15 protein-coding genes and 1 pseudogene are annotated in these 15007 nt (G+C 30.6%); 10 read left to right on the plus strand and 6 right to left on the minus strand.

The window, feature by feature from the left end; genetic code table 11:
* The first annotated feature begins 48 nt into the window (after positions 1–48).
* On the plus strand, positions 49–837 hold the full coding sequence (locus tag NSS86_RS01725) for an alpha/beta hydrolase (RefSeq protein ID WP_001045423.1): 789 nt from the start codon (positions 49–51) through the stop codon (positions 835–837).
* A gap of 251 nt (positions 838–1088) precedes the next feature.
* Here the strand turns inward: NSS86_RS01725 and sarA are convergent, their stop codons facing one another.
* The 4 genes from sarA to NSS86_RS01745 all read right to left on the minus strand — a co-directional run bounded on the left by sarA (position 1089) and on the right by NSS86_RS01745 (position 3979).
* Positions 1089–1463, minus strand: a complete 375-nt coding sequence (gene sarA / locus NSS86_RS01730) for a global transcriptional regulator SarA (protein ID WP_001018677.1) — start codon at positions 1461–1463, stop codon at positions 1089–1091.
* Positions 1464–2410: 947 nt separating this feature from the next.
* A complete protein-coding gene (locus tag NSS86_RS01735; RefSeq protein ID WP_001557159.1) occupies positions 2411–3340 on the minus strand; it encodes a DMT family transporter in 930 nt (309 codons plus the stop codon).
* 194 nt (positions 3341–3534) lie between these two features.
* Positions 3535–3759 carry a DUF2922 domain-containing protein gene (locus NSS86_RS01740; protein ID WP_000169042.1) on the minus strand — a complete coding sequence of 75 codons (225 nt, stop codon included), beginning with the start codon at positions 3757–3759 and terminating at the stop codon, positions 3535–3537.
* Between the two features lie 16 nt (positions 3760–3775).
* A complete protein-coding gene (locus tag NSS86_RS01745; protein ID WP_000036086.1) occupies positions 3776–3979 on the minus strand; it encodes a DUF1659 domain-containing protein in 204 nt (67 codons plus the stop codon).
* Positions 3980–4137: 158 nt separating this feature from the next.
* On the opposite strand from NSS86_RS01745, the gene NSS86_RS01750 reads away from it, so the two are divergent.
* The 9 genes from NSS86_RS01750 (at position 4138) to NSS86_RS01790 (ending at position 12934) form a co-directional block, all read left to right on the plus strand.
* Positions 4138–4698: a tyrosine-type recombinase/integrase gene (locus NSS86_RS01750; RefSeq protein WP_001044915.1), complete on the plus strand. Its 561-nt coding sequence runs from the start codon at positions 4138–4140 to the stop codon at positions 4696–4698.
* A gap of 18 nt (positions 4699–4716) precedes the next feature.
* Positions 4717–7119: a Na+/H+ antiporter Mnh2 subunit A gene (gene mnhA2 / locus NSS86_RS01755; RefSeq protein WP_000060771.1), complete on the plus strand. Its 2403-nt coding sequence runs from the start codon at positions 4717–4719 to the stop codon at positions 7117–7119.
* Positions 7106–7531 carry a Na+/H+ antiporter Mnh2 subunit B gene (mnhB2, locus tag NSS86_RS01760; protein ID WP_000661906.1) on the plus strand — a complete coding sequence of 142 codons (426 nt, stop codon included), beginning with the start codon at positions 7106–7108 and terminating at the stop codon, positions 7529–7531. Before mnhA2 ends, mnhB2 begins: the two co-directional genes overlap by 14 nt.
* A complete protein-coding gene (gene mnhC2, locus NSS86_RS01765) occupies positions 7528–7872 on the plus strand; it encodes a Na+/H+ antiporter Mnh2 subunit C (protein ID WP_031764430.1) in 345 nt (114 codons plus the stop codon). The genes mnhB2 and mnhC2 overlap by 4 nt, the downstream gene beginning before the upstream one ends.
* Positions 7862–9358 (plus strand): Na+/H+ antiporter Mnh2 subunit D, encoded by a 1497-nt coding sequence (gene mnhD2, locus NSS86_RS01770; RefSeq protein WP_000950548.1) that lies wholly within the window; start codon positions 7862–7864, stop codon positions 9356–9358. Before mnhC2 ends, mnhD2 begins: the two co-directional genes overlap by 11 nt.
* Positions 9359–9841 carry a Na+/H+ antiporter Mnh2 subunit E gene (mnhE2, locus tag NSS86_RS01775; protein WP_001071971.1) on the plus strand — a complete coding sequence of 161 codons (483 nt, stop codon included), beginning with the start codon at positions 9359–9361 and terminating at the stop codon, positions 9839–9841.
* Positions 9838–10140, plus strand: coding sequence for a Na+/H+ antiporter Mnh2 subunit F (gene mnhF2 / locus NSS86_RS01780; protein ID WP_000616642.1), 303 nt, complete (start codon positions 9838–9840; stop codon positions 10138–10140). The genes mnhE2 and mnhF2 overlap by 4 nt, the downstream gene beginning before the upstream one ends.
* Positions 10115–10552, plus strand: a complete 438-nt coding sequence (gene mnhG2 / locus NSS86_RS01785) for a Na+/H+ antiporter Mnh2 subunit G (protein WP_000406612.1) — start codon at positions 10115–10117, stop codon at positions 10550–10552. The genes mnhF2 and mnhG2 overlap by 26 nt, the downstream gene beginning before the upstream one ends.
* A gap of 339 nt (positions 10553–10891) precedes the next feature.
* Positions 10892–12934, plus strand: a complete 2043-nt coding sequence (locus NSS86_RS01790; RefSeq protein ID WP_000402171.1) for a sodium:proton antiporter — start codon at positions 10892–10894, stop codon at positions 12932–12934.
* 33 nt (positions 12935–12967) lie between these two features.
* On the opposite strand, the pseudogene NSS86_RS01795 reads toward NSS86_RS01790, so the two are convergent.
* Both NSS86_RS01795 and NSS86_RS01800 read right to left on the minus strand, forming a co-directional pair.
* Positions 12968–13039, minus strand: a pseudogene (locus tag NSS86_RS01795) (hypothetical protein); the annotation flags it as partial.
* A 2-nt stretch (positions 13040–13041) separates the two neighbouring features.
* Positions 13042–14361 (minus strand): ISL3-like element IS1181 family transposase, encoded by a 1320-nt coding sequence (locus tag NSS86_RS01800; protein ID WP_001557163.1) that lies wholly within the window; start codon positions 14359–14361, stop codon positions 13042–13044.
* Positions 14362–15007: the final 646 nt, after the last annotated feature.

Raw genomic sequence — 15007 nt, forward strand, 5'->3', positions numbered from 1 at the left:
TATATAGAATGAAGGTTGGGTATATAGTTTATTGAGGGAGGTGTCACAATGAATAAAGTCACAATTAATCCTCAAATCCAATTAACTTATCAAATTGAAGGTAAAGGGGATCCTATAATATTACTTCATGGATTGGATGGTAATTTAGCTGGATTTGAAGATTTGCAACATCAACTAGCATCATCATATAAAGTACTTACTTACGATTTAAGAGGTCATGGCAAGTCTTCTAAAAGTGAATCATACGATTTAAACGATCACGTTGAGGATTTAAAAATTCTAATGGAGAAGTTAAATATTCATGAGGCACATATTCTAGGACATGATTTAGGTGGGGTAGTTGCTAAGTTATTTACAGATAAATATGCTTATCGTGTAAAATCATTAACTACCATTGCATCGAAGAAAGATGACTTAATACACAGCTTTACTCAATTGTTAATACAATATCAAGATGATATAGCGGGTTTTAATAAGTCTGAAGCGTATATTCTTTTATTTTCTAAATTGTTTAGAAATCAAGAGAAGACGATGAAATGGTATCAAAAACAAAGAATATATAGCATTAAGTCTGAGGATGATAGTGCGGTGGCAATTCGTTCATTAATTTTGCATAAAGATGAACCTATGTATTTAAAAAAACGTACATGTGTACCTACTTTGTTAATTAATGGGGAACATGATCCTTTGATTAAAGATAAGAATCATTTTAAATTGGAAGCGCATTTTTTAAATGTTACGAAAAAAATCTTCGAACATTCAGGACATGCACCGCATATTGAAGAACCAGAAGCATTTATGAATTATTATTTAAATTTTTTAAAAAGCGTATCATAATATGTGATATATAAACCTAGGGCATAAAGTCCTTAGGCAATGTGAAAAAGCTGATTACTATTCATTATTTGATAGAAATCAGCTTTTTTTGAAATGTATTTGATATATACTGCTCGTTATGCGGCTATCTTCCTTATATTAAGTGCCATTAGTGCAAAACCTCTTAACAATTAGGTAAAAAAAGACATAAAAAAAGGAAGTTTAATAGAATGTATCATCTATCAAACTTCACCAAATTGCGCTAAACAAAATTATAGTTCAATTTCGTTGTTTGCTTCAGTGATTCGTTTATTTACTCGACTCAATAATGATTCGATTTTTTTACGTTGTTGTGCATTAACAAGAATTAATACAGTTCTTTCATCATGCTCATTACGTTTTTTATCGAAGTAATCTTCTTGAGATAAAATTTTAACTGCTTTAACAACTTGTGGTTGTTTGTAGTTTAAATGATTAATAATATCTTTAAGATAGTATTCTTTCTCTTTGTTTTCGCTGATGTATGTCAATACAGCGAATTCTTCAAAGCTAATTGAAAATTCCTTTTTAATTAAACTTTTTAATTTGTCAGCATAAGTGACCATTGATAACAACTCAAAGCAATCATTGATTTTTGTAATTGCCATGTTTAAAACCTCCCTATTTGATGCATCTTGCTCGATACATTTGCCCGATAATATATTGATATCTAATCTTTATTTATTATAGATATGTTAGTCATAATTTTGCATTAAATAAGTTTTATTAAATATATTTAATGCTCTATTATTTAGTTAATTATAACTAATTAAAAATGAGAAGTAAACAAAAAAGTGTTTATAAAACAAATTATTCATTAGACACAGTGATTGTATTTCTGGGTTAGCATTTGGTTTAGTCAAAAATATCAGCATTTTTTATAATTTACCTTAATTTAATCGCCAATACAAGGTAATTTATTTAATGAAACGATTTAGCGCAATTAAATGTTTCGATATTCAATGTGTGTCTAAAGAGATTCTTTGTTATAGCTTAACTCTTCCAAGTTAACTTCTTCTACTATTTATACCCATTTTTCAGAATTTTATCACTAAAAATGAAAAATTTTTATAATTTTTTTAATTTAGTAATTCTCAGTGCAGTTTTAATGATAAGAAAAACACATTAATTTAGTGATTAAAACCAATCTATAGCACGTTAAAGTGTATATACGTTATTCCGATTGATAACGGGTAACAAATAATAGAAAGTACGATAATTGATCATGCATTAAAGCACTTTTATTTTTCAAACTCGACTCAATGAATTATAAAAAGTTGTGCATTTTGACTTATTTTTAATTAATTGAATAACCAACTATGAAATATTAGCACGAATAACATAATTTTTGCTATTAATTTGGTGTAAATTATTAAAAAATAACATTAATTTAGGTCTTAAGAATGAGTTGACTATCGAATTTGCTAAATTAAAATTTGTTGTGTCAAAGTATACTACCCAAATCAACGCTTTTCTAAAGATTTTTAGACCACAAAAAAATAGCTTATCACTTTTAAAAATAATTACAAGTTAAAATGATAAGCTAAAAGTTAATTTAAAATAATCTTAAAAGTATAATGCCTGTCAAAATACATAATAGACCAATAGTTTTTCTGGATGTCATTGCTATTTTAGGTGAACCAAATAATCCAAAGTGATCTATCAATATGCCCATTAGAATCTGGCCAAACATCCCAATAAGTGTTGTTAATGCTGCACCCATATGAGGCATTAAGATAATGTTAGCTGTTACAAAAGCCATACCAAGTATACCGCCAGTAAAATAGATAGGCTTTAATTTACCGAATTTTAAATGACTTGTTTTTAGTTTTAAAGAACTATTAAAAATAGCGGTTAAAATCAATAGCGTTATTGACCCAATTGTAAATGATACTAATGATGCAAAGGCTGGTGAATGAGTATGACTTGCTAAAGCACTATTAATTGTCGTTTGAATAGGTGGAAAGAAACCAAAAATAAATCCTAAGAGAAGCCAAAACAGTAAATACTTTTGATCAGTTAGTAATAAATTATTCTTGTTAAATTGATTCATTATGACGATGCCGACAATGAGTAACAATACTCCAATTGCTTTAATTAAATTAAAATCATGAATTGTAGCGCCAAATAAGCCAAATGTATCAATAATGACACCCATAATAATTTGACCCGCAACTGTTGCAATTACAGTTAATGTTGCACCTAATTTTGGCAATAACAATAAATTGCCAGTTAAAAAGCTAACCCCAAGCAAACCACCGACTACCCATGTGTAGTTAAATGATTGATTATTGTAAAAGTGAATAGTAAATACTTCTGGATTGATAATGATATTTAAAATAATTAAACAAATTGTTCCAACTGAAAATGAAATGAATGAAGTATAGAAAGGCGATTTAGTATACAGTGATAGTCTTGAATTGACAGATGTTTGGATAGGAATAAGCATTCCAACTAGGACACCAATGATATAGAAAAGAAGCATATGAATAAAGTCTCACTTTCCAAAGTTAATAATAAAATCATATGAATACATTATCATTATAGAGAAAATATACAACTCATTTACAATAATGTTGAAAAAAACAGGACATTATCATAACAAAATCACCCTAGACAATCATGATGAAAGTCTAGGGTGTTAGTATTTATACTAAATTAATTGCGCTTTCTTTATATCTATTTCTTATCTTCAAATAAAACAGTTGTTGTTTTATCAATAATTTGAGCAGAATGTACTTTGGTGATAGTACCACTATTTGACTTTATAATATTTAAATCTACTAATGCATTCATACTATCACGTGCAACTTGCTCGGTCACTACGTTGTTTAATTGTGGTAATTGCAGTTTTACAGGCTTGTCTAGTGAAGATTTAAAACTTAATTCAAGTGTTTTAGTCATGAATATGTCCTCCTGATTAAATTGATAAAGATTTGATGAGTTCGATATTGTTATATGTTTCTCCAGTAAGTCGCTCAATAAGTTTGCTGAATGTTTTAATTTGGTCGTTTGATGCATCAGGGTTAATGTTAGCGAATCGACGCTTAAATTCTGTTTGTTTGCCGTTAGCGTCTACTTTAGTAAATGATAATACAATAGTGATGTGGTTTATTTTACTCATATTTTAAAACCTCCTTTCACACTATATATCGAAATAAAATAATAAAATGGCTAATTTTATTTTCTATGTTTAAAATCTATAAAAAAGGCAATAGATATATGTAACTAAAATATAAAATAGCTATGATTAAGACACTTAAAGCAAGGGGAGGTTGAGTAATGAATAAAGTAGAAGCGATTAAATTTAATGATGATATTGTTAAAATGTATGAAGCGCTCAAGATAAAATCTGAACGTGACTATTTATTCTTTAAGTTAGCTATACATAGTGGATTGAAAGTATCAGAATTATTAACAATTACAGTCTCTCAAGTTAAGAGACTAATTGAAAAGTGTACGTTATCAGAAATGTGTAAAGCACATTTTCATTCGTTGATTAAAATTAGGTTACCAGAAACATTATCGAAAGAACTACTTCAATATATAGAGGACAGGAGTCTTTCGAATGAAGACGTTCTTTTTCAATCACTACGAACAAATCAAGTATTATCTAGACAGCAAGCATATCGAATAATTCACCAAGCATCAATTGAAGCTGGTATAGATAATGTAGGACTAACGACATTGCGTAAGACATTTGCATATCATGCTTATCAAAAAGGTATACCTATACCAGTCATTCAAAAGTATTTAGGGCATCAATCTGCTATTGAAACACTAAATTTTATCGGTTTAGAAAATGAGTGTGAACATAGTATTTATATTTCATTACAATTATAGAAACAAAGGAGGCTAATAATGAGTTTGGTTTATTTATTAATTGCTATACTTGTGATTATGGCGATGATACTTCTAATGTCTAAACGTAGAGCATTGGCTAAATATGCCGGGTACATAGCGTTGGTTGCACCTGTAATTTCATCTATCTATTTTTTGATTCAAATACCATCAGTAGCTAAACTGCAATATCTTTCTACCTCTATTCCATGGATTAAGACATTAGATATTAATTTAGATTTACGTTTAGATGGTTTAAGTTTAATGTTTTCTCTTATTATTTCACTTATTGGAATTGCAGTATTCTTCTATGCAACTCAATATTTATCCTCTCGAAAAGACAATTTACCAAGGTTTTATTTTTATTTAACGTTATTTATGTTCAGTATGATTGGTATTGTATTATCAGACAATACGATATTGATGTACATTTTTTGGGAATTAACGAGTGTATCATCATTTTTATTGATTTCATATTGGTATAACAATGGTGACAGTCAATTTGGTGCGATTCAATCATTTATGATTACAGTATTTGGTGGATTGGCGTTATTAGTTGGTTTTATTATGCTGTATATCATGACAGGAACGAATAATATCACTGACATATTAGGACAAGCAGATCATATTAAGAATCATGGATTGTTTATCCCTATGATTTTTATGTTTTTATTAGGTGCATTTACAAAATCAGCACAATTTCCATTTCATATTTGGCTACCTAGAGCAATGGCTGCACCTACACCTGTAAGTGCTTATTTACATTCAGCCACGATGGTAAAAGCTGGTATCTTTTTATTACTTCGATTTACACCATTATTAGGTCTTAGCAATATGTACATATATATCGTCACGTTTGTTGGTTTAATAACAATGTTATTTGGTTCAATCACAGCTTTAAAACAATGGGATTTAAAAGGAATCCTAGCATATTCAACAATCAGTCAACTAGGAATGATTATGGCAATGGTCGGTATCGGTGGTGGATATGCTCAACACCAACAAGACGCAATAGCATCTATTTATGTATTTGTATTATTTGGTGCGCTATTTCATCTAATGAATCATGCCATCTTTAAATGTGCGCTTTTCATGGGAGTAGGTATTTTAGATCATGAAGCAGGTTCAAGGGATATACGAATTTTAAGTGGAATGCGTCAACTATTTCCTAAAATGAATCTAGTCATGACGATAGCGGCTCTATCTATGGCTGGAGTACCATTTTTAAATGGATTTTTAAGTAAAGAAATGTTTTTAGATGCATTAACACAAACTGGACAATTATCCCAATTTAGTTTGATTTCAATGATAGCTATCGTGTTTGTTGGTGTTATTGCTAGTATTTTTACATTCACATATGCACTTTACATGGTTAAAGAAGTATTTTGGACTAAATATGATTCTAAAGTGTTTACTAAAAAAAATATCCACGAACCATGGTTGTTTAGTTTACCCTCTCTTATATTAATGGTGCTAGTACCTGTAATCTTTTTTGTGCCAAATATATTTGGGAAGGGGATTATCGTTCCAGCATTAAGAGGTGTATCAGGTGGTAATCATCAAATTGATCCATTGGCACCACATGTTTCGCAATGGCATGGATTTAACATACCGCTTCTTTTAACCATCATCATTATTTTATTGGGTAGTGTACTAGCAATCAAAGTAGATTGGAAAAAAGTGTTCACAGGTAAAATTAGACAGATTTCAGTTTCAAAAGGGTATGAGATGGTATATCGACATTTTGAAAAGTTTGCTACGAAGCGATTTAAACGTGTTATGCAAGATCGTTTAAACCAATACATTATTATGACCTTAGGCATATTTATGATTATCATTGGATATGGTTATATTCGAATTGGACTTCCTAAAGTACATCAGTTACATGTTTCTGAATTTGGGGCATTAGAAATTATATTAGCAATCGTAACTGTCACAATTGGTATTTCTTTAATTTTTATACGTCAACGACTGACAATGGTCATTTTAAATGGAGTCATCGGATTTGTTGTGACCTTATTCTTTATAGCAATGAAAGCCCCTGATTTAGCATTGACTCAGCTAGTAGTTGAAACAATAACGACGATACTATTTATTGTCAGTTTTTCAAGATTACCAAACGTACCAAGATCTAACGCTAACAAAAAAAGAGAAATAATTAAAATTTCTGTATCACTCTTGATGGCACTTATTGTTGTATCATTAATTTTTATTACACAACAAACAGATGGTTTATCATCAATATCAGACTTTTATTTAAAAGCTGACAAACTAACAGGTGGTAAAAATATTGTAAATGCGATACTTGGTGACTTTAGAGCATTAGATACATTATTTGAAGGATTAGTGTTAATTATTACTGGGCTAGGTATTTACACATTATTAAATTATCAAGATCGGAGGGGACAAGATGAAAGAGAATGATGTCGTGTTAAGAACGGTCACGAAACTTGTTGTATTTATTTTATTGACTTTCGGATTCTATGTCTTCTTCGCAGGTCATAATAATCCTGGTGGTGGCTTTATTGGTGGTTTAATATTTAGTTCAGCGTTTATTTTAATGTTTCTGGCTTTTAATGTTGAAGAGGTTTTAGAAAGTTTACCGATTGATTTTAGAATTTTAATGATTATTGGAGCATTGGTATCATCTATTACTGCGATAATACCTATGTTTTTTGGAAAACCATTTTTGTCTCAATATGAAACAACTTGGATACTTCCAATTTTAGGGCAAATTCATGTAAGTACAATAACACTTTTTGAATTAGGTATTTTATTCTCAGTTGTTGGTGTTATTGTCACAGTGATGTTGTCGCTTAGCGGAGGTCGATCATGAATTTAATATTATTACTAGTTATAGGATTTTTAGTGTTTATAGGAACATATATGATTTTATCAATCAATTTAATTCGTATTGTAATCGGAATTTCAATATATACTCATGCTGGTAATCTCATTATTATGAGTATGGGAACGTATGGTTCTAGTAGATCAGAACCATTAATAACTGGTGGAAACCAATTGTTTGTTGATCCCTTGTTACAAGCTATTGTACTAACTGCAATAGTTATAGGGTTTGGGATGACTGCGTTTTTACTTGTACTTGTTTATAGAACTTATAAAGTAACAAAAGAAGATGAAATTGAAGGCCTAAGGGGGGGAGATGATGCTAAGTAACTTATTGATTTTACCAATGTTATTACCATTCCTTTGTGCCTTAATCCTTGTATTTTTAAAAAATAATGATCGTATTTCTAAATATTTATACTTAGGTACAATGACTATCACCACAATTATTTCATTAATGCTATTAATTTATGTTCAGCGTCACCGTCCAATTACGCTAGACTTTGGAGGATGGTCAGCGCCCTTTGGTATACAGTTTTTAGGAGATTCTTTAAGTTTGATTATGGTTACAACCGCTTCGTTTGTGATTACTTTAATTATGGCATACGGATTTGGGCGTGGCGAACATAAAGCAAATCGTTATCACTTGCCATCGTTCATATTATTTTTAAGTGTTGGCGTGATAGGCTCTTTTCTAACATCAGATTTATTTAATTTATACGTCATGTTTGAAATTATGTTACTAGCGTCATTTGTACTCATTACACTTGGACAATCTGTAGAACAATTACGTGCTGCAATTATTTATGTTGTCTTGAATATTATTGGTTCATGGCTATTCTTATTAGGTATAGGTTTACTTTATAAAACAGTAGGTACATTAAACTTTTCACATATTGCAATGCGTTTGAATGACATGGGAGATAATCGCACTGTTACAATGATTTCATTAATCTTCTTAGTCGCATTTAGTGCGAAAGCAGCGCTGGTCCTTTTTATGTGGCTACCCAAAGCCTACGCTGTGTTAAATACTGAGCTTGCAGCATTATTTGCAGCGTTAATGACCAAAGTAGGGGCCTATGCATTAATTCGATTCTTCACTTTACTATTTGATCAACATAATGATCTCATACATCCATTGCTAGCAACTATGGCTGCTATAACTATGGTCATCGGCGCTATAGGTGTCATTGCTTATAAAGATATTAAAAAGATTGCAGCTTACCAAGTCATAATCTCAATAGGATTTATCATTTTAGGTTTAGGAACAAACACGTTTGCAGGTATTAATGGTGCAATATTTTATTTGGTAAATGACATTGTTGTAAAAACATTGCTATTCTTTATTATTGGTAGTTTAGTTTACATTACAGGCTATCGACAATATCAATATTTGAATGGCTTAGCTAAAAAAGAACCTTTATTTGGAGTTGCGTTTATTATAATGATTTTTGCTATTGGCGGCGTGCCTCCATTTAGTGGCTTTCCGGGGAAAGTACTTATTTTCCAAGGTGCATTGCAAAATGGCAATTATATTGGACTAGCGTTAATGATTATTACTAGTCTAATTGCAATGTACAGTTTATTTAGGATACTTTTTTATATGTATTTTGGAGATAAAGATGGGGAGGAAGTTAATTTTAAGAAAATCCCGCTATATCGAAAAAGAATTTTAAGTATTTTAGTAGTTGTGGTTATCGCAATCGGAATTGCTGCACCTGTTGTGTTAAATGTTACAAGTGATGCAACTGAGTTGAACACGAGTGATCAATTATATCAAAAACTTGTAAATCCGCATTTGAAAGGAGAGGACTAAATGAATCAAATAGTTTTAAATATTATCATTGCATTCTTATGGGTATTATTTCAAGATGAAGATCATTTTAAATTCTCGACTTTCTTTTCTGGATATCTAATTGGTTTAATTGTCATTTATATATTACACAGGTTTTTCAGCGATGATTTTTATGTTAGAAAAATATGGGTAGCTATTAAATTTTTAGGTGTTTATTTATATCAATTAATAACATCTAGCATTAGCACGATTAATTATATTCTTTTTAAAACAAAAGATATGAACCCTGGATTACTTTCATATGAAACAAGACTAACAAGTGATTGGGCAATAACATTTTTAACAATTTTAATTATTATAACTCCAGGGTCTACAGTAATACGAATTTCTCAAGACTCTAAAAAGTTTTTTATTCATAGTATCGACGTGTCAGAAAAAGAAAAAGATAGTTTGTTAAGAAGTATTAAGCATTATGAAGACTTAATATTGGAGGTGTCGCGATGATACAAACAATAACACATATTATGATTATTAGTTCACTCATTATTTTTGGAATTGCATTAATCATCTGTTTATTTAGATTAATCAAGGGACCTACAACAGCAGATCGTGTCGTTACATTTGATACAACAAGTGCTGTCGTAATGTCAATTGTGGGTGTGTTAAGTGTACTTATGGGCACCGTTTCTTTCTTAGATTCAATCATGCTCATTGCCATTATATCTTTTGTAAGTTCTGTTTCAATATCACGCTTTATTGGTGGGGGGCATGTGTTTAATGGAAATAACAAAAGAAATCTTTAGTCTTATTGCTGCTGTGATGTTGTTGTTAGGTAGTTTTATTGCTCTTATTAGTGCAATAGGTATCGTGAAATTCCAAGATGTTTTCTTAAGAAGTCACGCTGCGACAAAAAGTTCAACTTTATCCGTGTTATTAACTTTAATCGGTGTATTAATTTATTTTATTGTGAATACAGGATTTTTCAGTGTGCGTTTATTACTGTCACTTGTTTTTATTAATTTAACTTCACCAGTCGGCATGCACTTAGTCGCTCGCGCTGCTTATCGCAACGGCGCTTATATGTATCGAAAAAATGATGCTCACACACATGCATCAATATTATTAAGTTCAAATGAACAAAACTCTACAGAAGCATTACAATTACGTGCTAAAAAACGAGAAGAGCATCGTAAGAAATGGTATCAAAACGATTGAAGTGTTGGCTAAATTGTTAAGCATAACAATGCTTTTGAAAATCTGTTTTCAAAATTAATCATTAAAAGAGTACTTTGAAATTGGTTAGTCGATTTTAAGGTGCTCATTTTTTGTATTATAAGTTAATGTTGTTATGTGAAAGCAAGTTGTTTATTTATACAAACAATTAGTGATAAAATAAAATTAAATAATTGCAAATTTAAGTACTGCAATCGTAGACATATATCTATATTAAAGTGCTTTTGTGGTCGCTAACTCAATTTATCCTCTAAAGTATAATTACAACGAGATGTGATACTTAATTTTCAATTAAACAATACTTTTTAGAGAGGTGAAAGTTTGGAAATATTTGAAACAATTCTTATATTTATAGCTGTTGTGATACTAAGTTCGTTTGTCCATACTTTCATACCTAAAGTACCCCTAGCATTTATACAAATTTTCTTGGGCATGTTACTATTTATTACCCCAATCCCTGTTCAATTTAATTTTGATTCTGAATTGTTTATGGTAACAATGATTGCGCCTTTGTTATTTGTAGAAGGTGTTAATGTTTCTAGAGTCCATTTAAGGAAATATATTAAGCCAGTGATGATGATGGCATTAGGATTAGTCATTACTACTGTGATAGGTGTAGGTTTATTTATTCATTGGATTTGGCCAGATTTACCTATTGGAGCAGCATTTGCAATTGCTGCCATTCTTTGTCCTACTGATGCAGTAGCAGTGCAAGCAATCACTAAAGGAAAGGTCTTGCCAAAAGGAGCAATGACAATTCTTGAAGGTGAGTCATTATTGAATGATGCTGCTGGTATTATTTCATTTAAAATAGCTGTTGGAGTATTAGTTACAGGTGCTTTTTCACTTGTTGATGCTGTTCAGTTGTTTTTAATTGCATCAATTGGTGGCGCAGTGGTTGGTTTACTTATAGGTATGGCATTAGTAAGGTTCCGATTAACATTGATGCGTCGAGGATATGAAAACATTAATATGTTTACAATTATTCAATTGTTAACACCATTTGTTACGTATTTAATTGCTGAATTGTTTCACGCATCAGGAATCATTGCAGCAGTAGTTGCAGGACTTGTACATGGTTTCGAACGTGACAGAATTATGCAAGTACGTACACAACTGCAAATGAGTTACAATCATACATGGAATATACTAGGTTATGTTTTAAATGGCTTTGTTTTTTCAATATTAGGATTTTTAGTACCTGAAGTTATTATTAAAATTATCAAAACAGAACCGCACAATTTAATCTTTTTAATAGGCATCACTATTGTTGTTGCTTTAGCTGTCTATCTATTTAGATTTGTTTGGGTTTATGTCTTATATCCTTATTTTTATTTAGCCATCAGTCCATTCCAAAAAATGATGACTAAAAATGATGATGATAATCCAACGACTGAGAAACCACCAAAGCGAAGTTTATACGCTTTAATTATGACGTTATGTGGTGTGCATGGAACAATTTCTTTAGCAATCGCATTAACGTTACCTTATTTTTTAGCAGGGCATCATGCTTTTACGTATAGAAACGACTTATTATTTATTGCATCTGGTATGGTTATTATTAGTTTGGTAGTTGCGCAAGTATTATTGCCATTATTAACGAAACCTGCACCTAAAACAGTAATTGGCAATATGTCGTTTAAAGTTGCTAGAATTTATATATTAGAACAAGTTATTGATTATCTAAATCAAAAATCTACTTTCGAAACAAGTTTTAAATATGGTAACGTGATTAAAGAATATCATGATAAATTAGCATTTTTAAAAACTGTAGAGAAAGATGATGAAAACTCTAAAGAATTAGAACGTCTACAAAAAATTGCTTTTAATGTAGAAACAAAAACATTAGAGTCTTTAGTAGATGAAGGACAAATAACGAATAGTGTACTTGAAAACTATATGCGTTATGCTGAAAGAACACAGGTATATAGACAAGCATCATTAATAAGAAGAATGATTGTATTATTACGAGGTGCTTTATTAAAACGAAGAGTACAAACGAGAGTGAACTCCGCATCTTCACTTAGTGTTACGGATAACTTAATGGAATTAAATAAAATTAATAAATTAGTCCATTATAATGTGGTTAGTCGTTTGTCTAAGGAAACAACAAAAGATAATACACTTGAAATTGGAATGGTTTGTGACGGTTATTTAATGCGAATTGAAAACTTAACACCATCAAATTTCTTCAACTCAGCAAGTGAAGATACGATTACTAAAATTAAATTAAATGCATTGAGAGAACAACGTCGCATTTTACGTGAGTTGATTGATACAGATGAAGTATCAGAAGGTACAGCGTTAAAACTAAGAGAAGCCATCAATTATGATGAAATGGTTATTGTAGATAGTATGACGTAGTTCCTAATTATGCTAAAAGGGATTGATGAAAAACGGTTCTCCACCAAATGTGGTGGGTATATAATTTAAAGAACTATTTTAAATTACAACTTTTAGAGTTTTTATTATTAGGCGGCCAGTCCATTATTGGGCTTGGTTGTCTTCTTTTTTTCTCCTTTGTATAAGCTGAAAATCATCATTATACGTGCTTTAAAGTTGTTGAAATTTCTGTAACCAAAAGAAATTCGCTTGATTAATTTTATCTTATTATTAATTCCTTCTATAGCACCATTATTAAATGCTGGGTAATAAATTGTATTTCTTAACATCCTTTGATGTTTTCTATAATATTTAACCACTTTCCATACACCTTTACTCACAGACTTTTTACTAACTGAATTTAAACGATTAATAAATTTAGGCCAATTACATAACCTTAGATCTTTTCTTAATCCTTGGACAAGTTCGTAGGAGCGTCGTAGTATATCGTCTTTTGAAAGCATGAATTCTACAATGTCAGATGAGCGTTTATAAGCCTTAAAAGATTTATTCCATCTGTATTTACTAAATATGGTTTTACTAGTATCCATCAATAGAACTTTCCAGTTATTCTTAAAAATTGTATAATTAGGTCCTTTTTTATTACGGTATTCATTCATAACTTGTACACGATACTTATTAAGTTCCCTATTTAAATGTTGAACGATATGGAATCTGTCAAAAATAATAGCTGCATTAGGAAATAGGTCGCGAAATAATCGGACATAGGGTTCATACATGTCAATAGTAACCGTCTTAACTTGTTGTCGATTTTTTAAATCGAATCGCTCGAAATAGGCACGCAAGAATCTTGTAGTTCTATTTTCTAAAATATCTATAACATCATGAGTATCATTATCTATAAAAATGAAACTCATTGATCCAGTTACATTTTTAACGCTTTTAAATTCATCCATAGCGATGTGTTCTGGCAAACAATTAAACGGTTTAATTCGTAATGAATTAGCCGCTTTAGTTCTAATACGACTTACAGTAGATGGAGAGATACAGTTATCTTCTGCAGTATCAATCTCTGTTTTAACTTTAGTAGCTTCTTCTATAACTTTTTGAGTAACACATCTTGAGATAAAACACGACTCATCAACAATTGACGTTTTAGCAGTAAAAGTGCCATTGCATTCTAAGCATTTAAAACGTTGTTTAGCTAAGTTGAGGTATGTGTTATACCCTTGAGTTTTAAGTAAAGTAATACGAGAAACACGCTTACCATGTTTATGAATTTGTCCTTCATTTTTAACTCCACAACAATAACAGGCCGAAGGCTTATACGTTAGTACAGCATTAACCACTGTTGCTTTTTTTCCTTTGATAATGACGTCAATTTCTTGGTTTATATATTTTATATTTTCATCTTTTATTCTTAGTAATTCTAAGGTATCATTACACATAGGCGCACTTGTCTCCTTTAGTTTGGGTTTGGTCACTTTAAATTATAGAGGCAATTGCGCTTTTTGTGTATTAAAAAAAGCAGGAAGTTTTACCTTCCCACCATAAAAGATGAAGAACCATAAAATATGAAGAACCTGAAAAACTGAAGGGCTTTTCATCAATCCCTTTTATTTTAGGGGAATTGAATAGATAGTTTTAAACTATACGAATTATTAATATTTGAGATTTAATTGAAATAAGTTTTAAAAATTGGAGGAGATAGATTAATCGAAGTCATTTAAAGATGAAGATAAGTGCATTCACAAAAAATAGCCACACTCATATGACATCGGATGAGTGTGGCTTAAGGATCTATGGGGGGAGGAAACCATAGATGTTTACTTTGATAGGCCAGATTAAATATCAAAGTATGCGATTATTTATAGCTTGATGCAAAAGTGGTATGCCTATTAAAAGTTACTGCACATAGCTTTTAATATTCCGTTCAAAGGAAAGGGGCATACAATTGAACAATCTGTAATAGTACTTTTAACCAGCTATGCTAAAAGTCTAGTAGGGAGAACAGTTGTCCAATCACATAAGAACCTCTAACTTCGTTAGTACGATTAAGAAAAGCTTTTTAGTTAGTATGTAATACAATTTATT

The organism is Staphylococcus sp. FSL W8-0056, from assembly GCF_037963075.1.
Taxonomy (GTDB): Bacteria; Bacillota; Bacilli; order Staphylococcales; family Staphylococcaceae; genus Staphylococcus; species Staphylococcus aureus.

Bases quoted from the DNA above. Each gene is read 5' to 3' on its own strand.
- NSS86_RS01800 (WP_001557163.1), bottom strand. From the start codon at position 14,361: ATGTGTAATGATACCTTAGAATTACTAAGAATAAAAGATGAAAATATA.
- NSS86_RS01750 (WP_001044915.1), top strand. From the start codon at position 4,138: ATGAATAAAGTAGAAGCGATTAAATTTAATGATGATATTGTTAAAATG.
- mnhB2 (WP_000661906.1), top strand. From the start codon at position 7,106: ATGAAAGAGAATGATGTCGTGTTAAGAACGGTCACGAAACTTGTTGTA.
- sarA (WP_001018677.1), bottom strand. From the start codon at position 1,463: ATGGCAATTACAAAAATCAATGATTGCTTTGAGTTGTTATCAATGGTC.
- mnhD2 (WP_000950548.1), top strand. From the start codon at position 7,862: ATGCTAAGTAACTTATTGATTTTACCAATGTTATTACCATTCCTTTGT.
- NSS86_RS01745 (WP_000036086.1), bottom strand. From the start codon at position 3,979: ATGAGTAAAATAAACCACATCACTATTGTATTATCATTTACTAAAGTA.
- mnhC2 (WP_031764430.1), top strand. From the start codon at position 7,528: ATGAATTTAATATTATTACTAGTTATAGGATTTTTAGTGTTTATAGGA.
- NSS86_RS01740 (WP_000169042.1), bottom strand. From the start codon at position 3,759: ATGACTAAAACACTTGAATTAAGTTTTAAATCTTCACTAGACAAGCCT.
- NSS86_RS01735 (WP_001557159.1), bottom strand. From the start codon at position 3,340: ATGCTTCTTTTCTATATCATTGGTGTCCTAGTTGGAATGCTTATTCCT.
- mnhA2 (WP_000060771.1), top strand. From the start codon at position 4,717: ATGAGTTTGGTTTATTTATTAATTGCTATACTTGTGATTATGGCGATG.
- mnhE2 (WP_001071971.1), top strand. From the start codon at position 9,359: ATGAATCAAATAGTTTTAAATATTATCATTGCATTCTTATGGGTATTA.
- mnhG2 (WP_000406612.1), top strand. From the start codon at position 10,115: ATGGAAATAACAAAAGAAATCTTTAGTCTTATTGCTGCTGTGATGTTG.
- NSS86_RS01725 (WP_001045423.1), top strand. From the start codon at position 49: ATGAATAAAGTCACAATTAATCCTCAAATCCAATTAACTTATCAAATT.
- mnhF2 (WP_000616642.1), top strand. From the start codon at position 9,838: ATGATACAAACAATAACACATATTATGATTATTAGTTCACTCATTATT.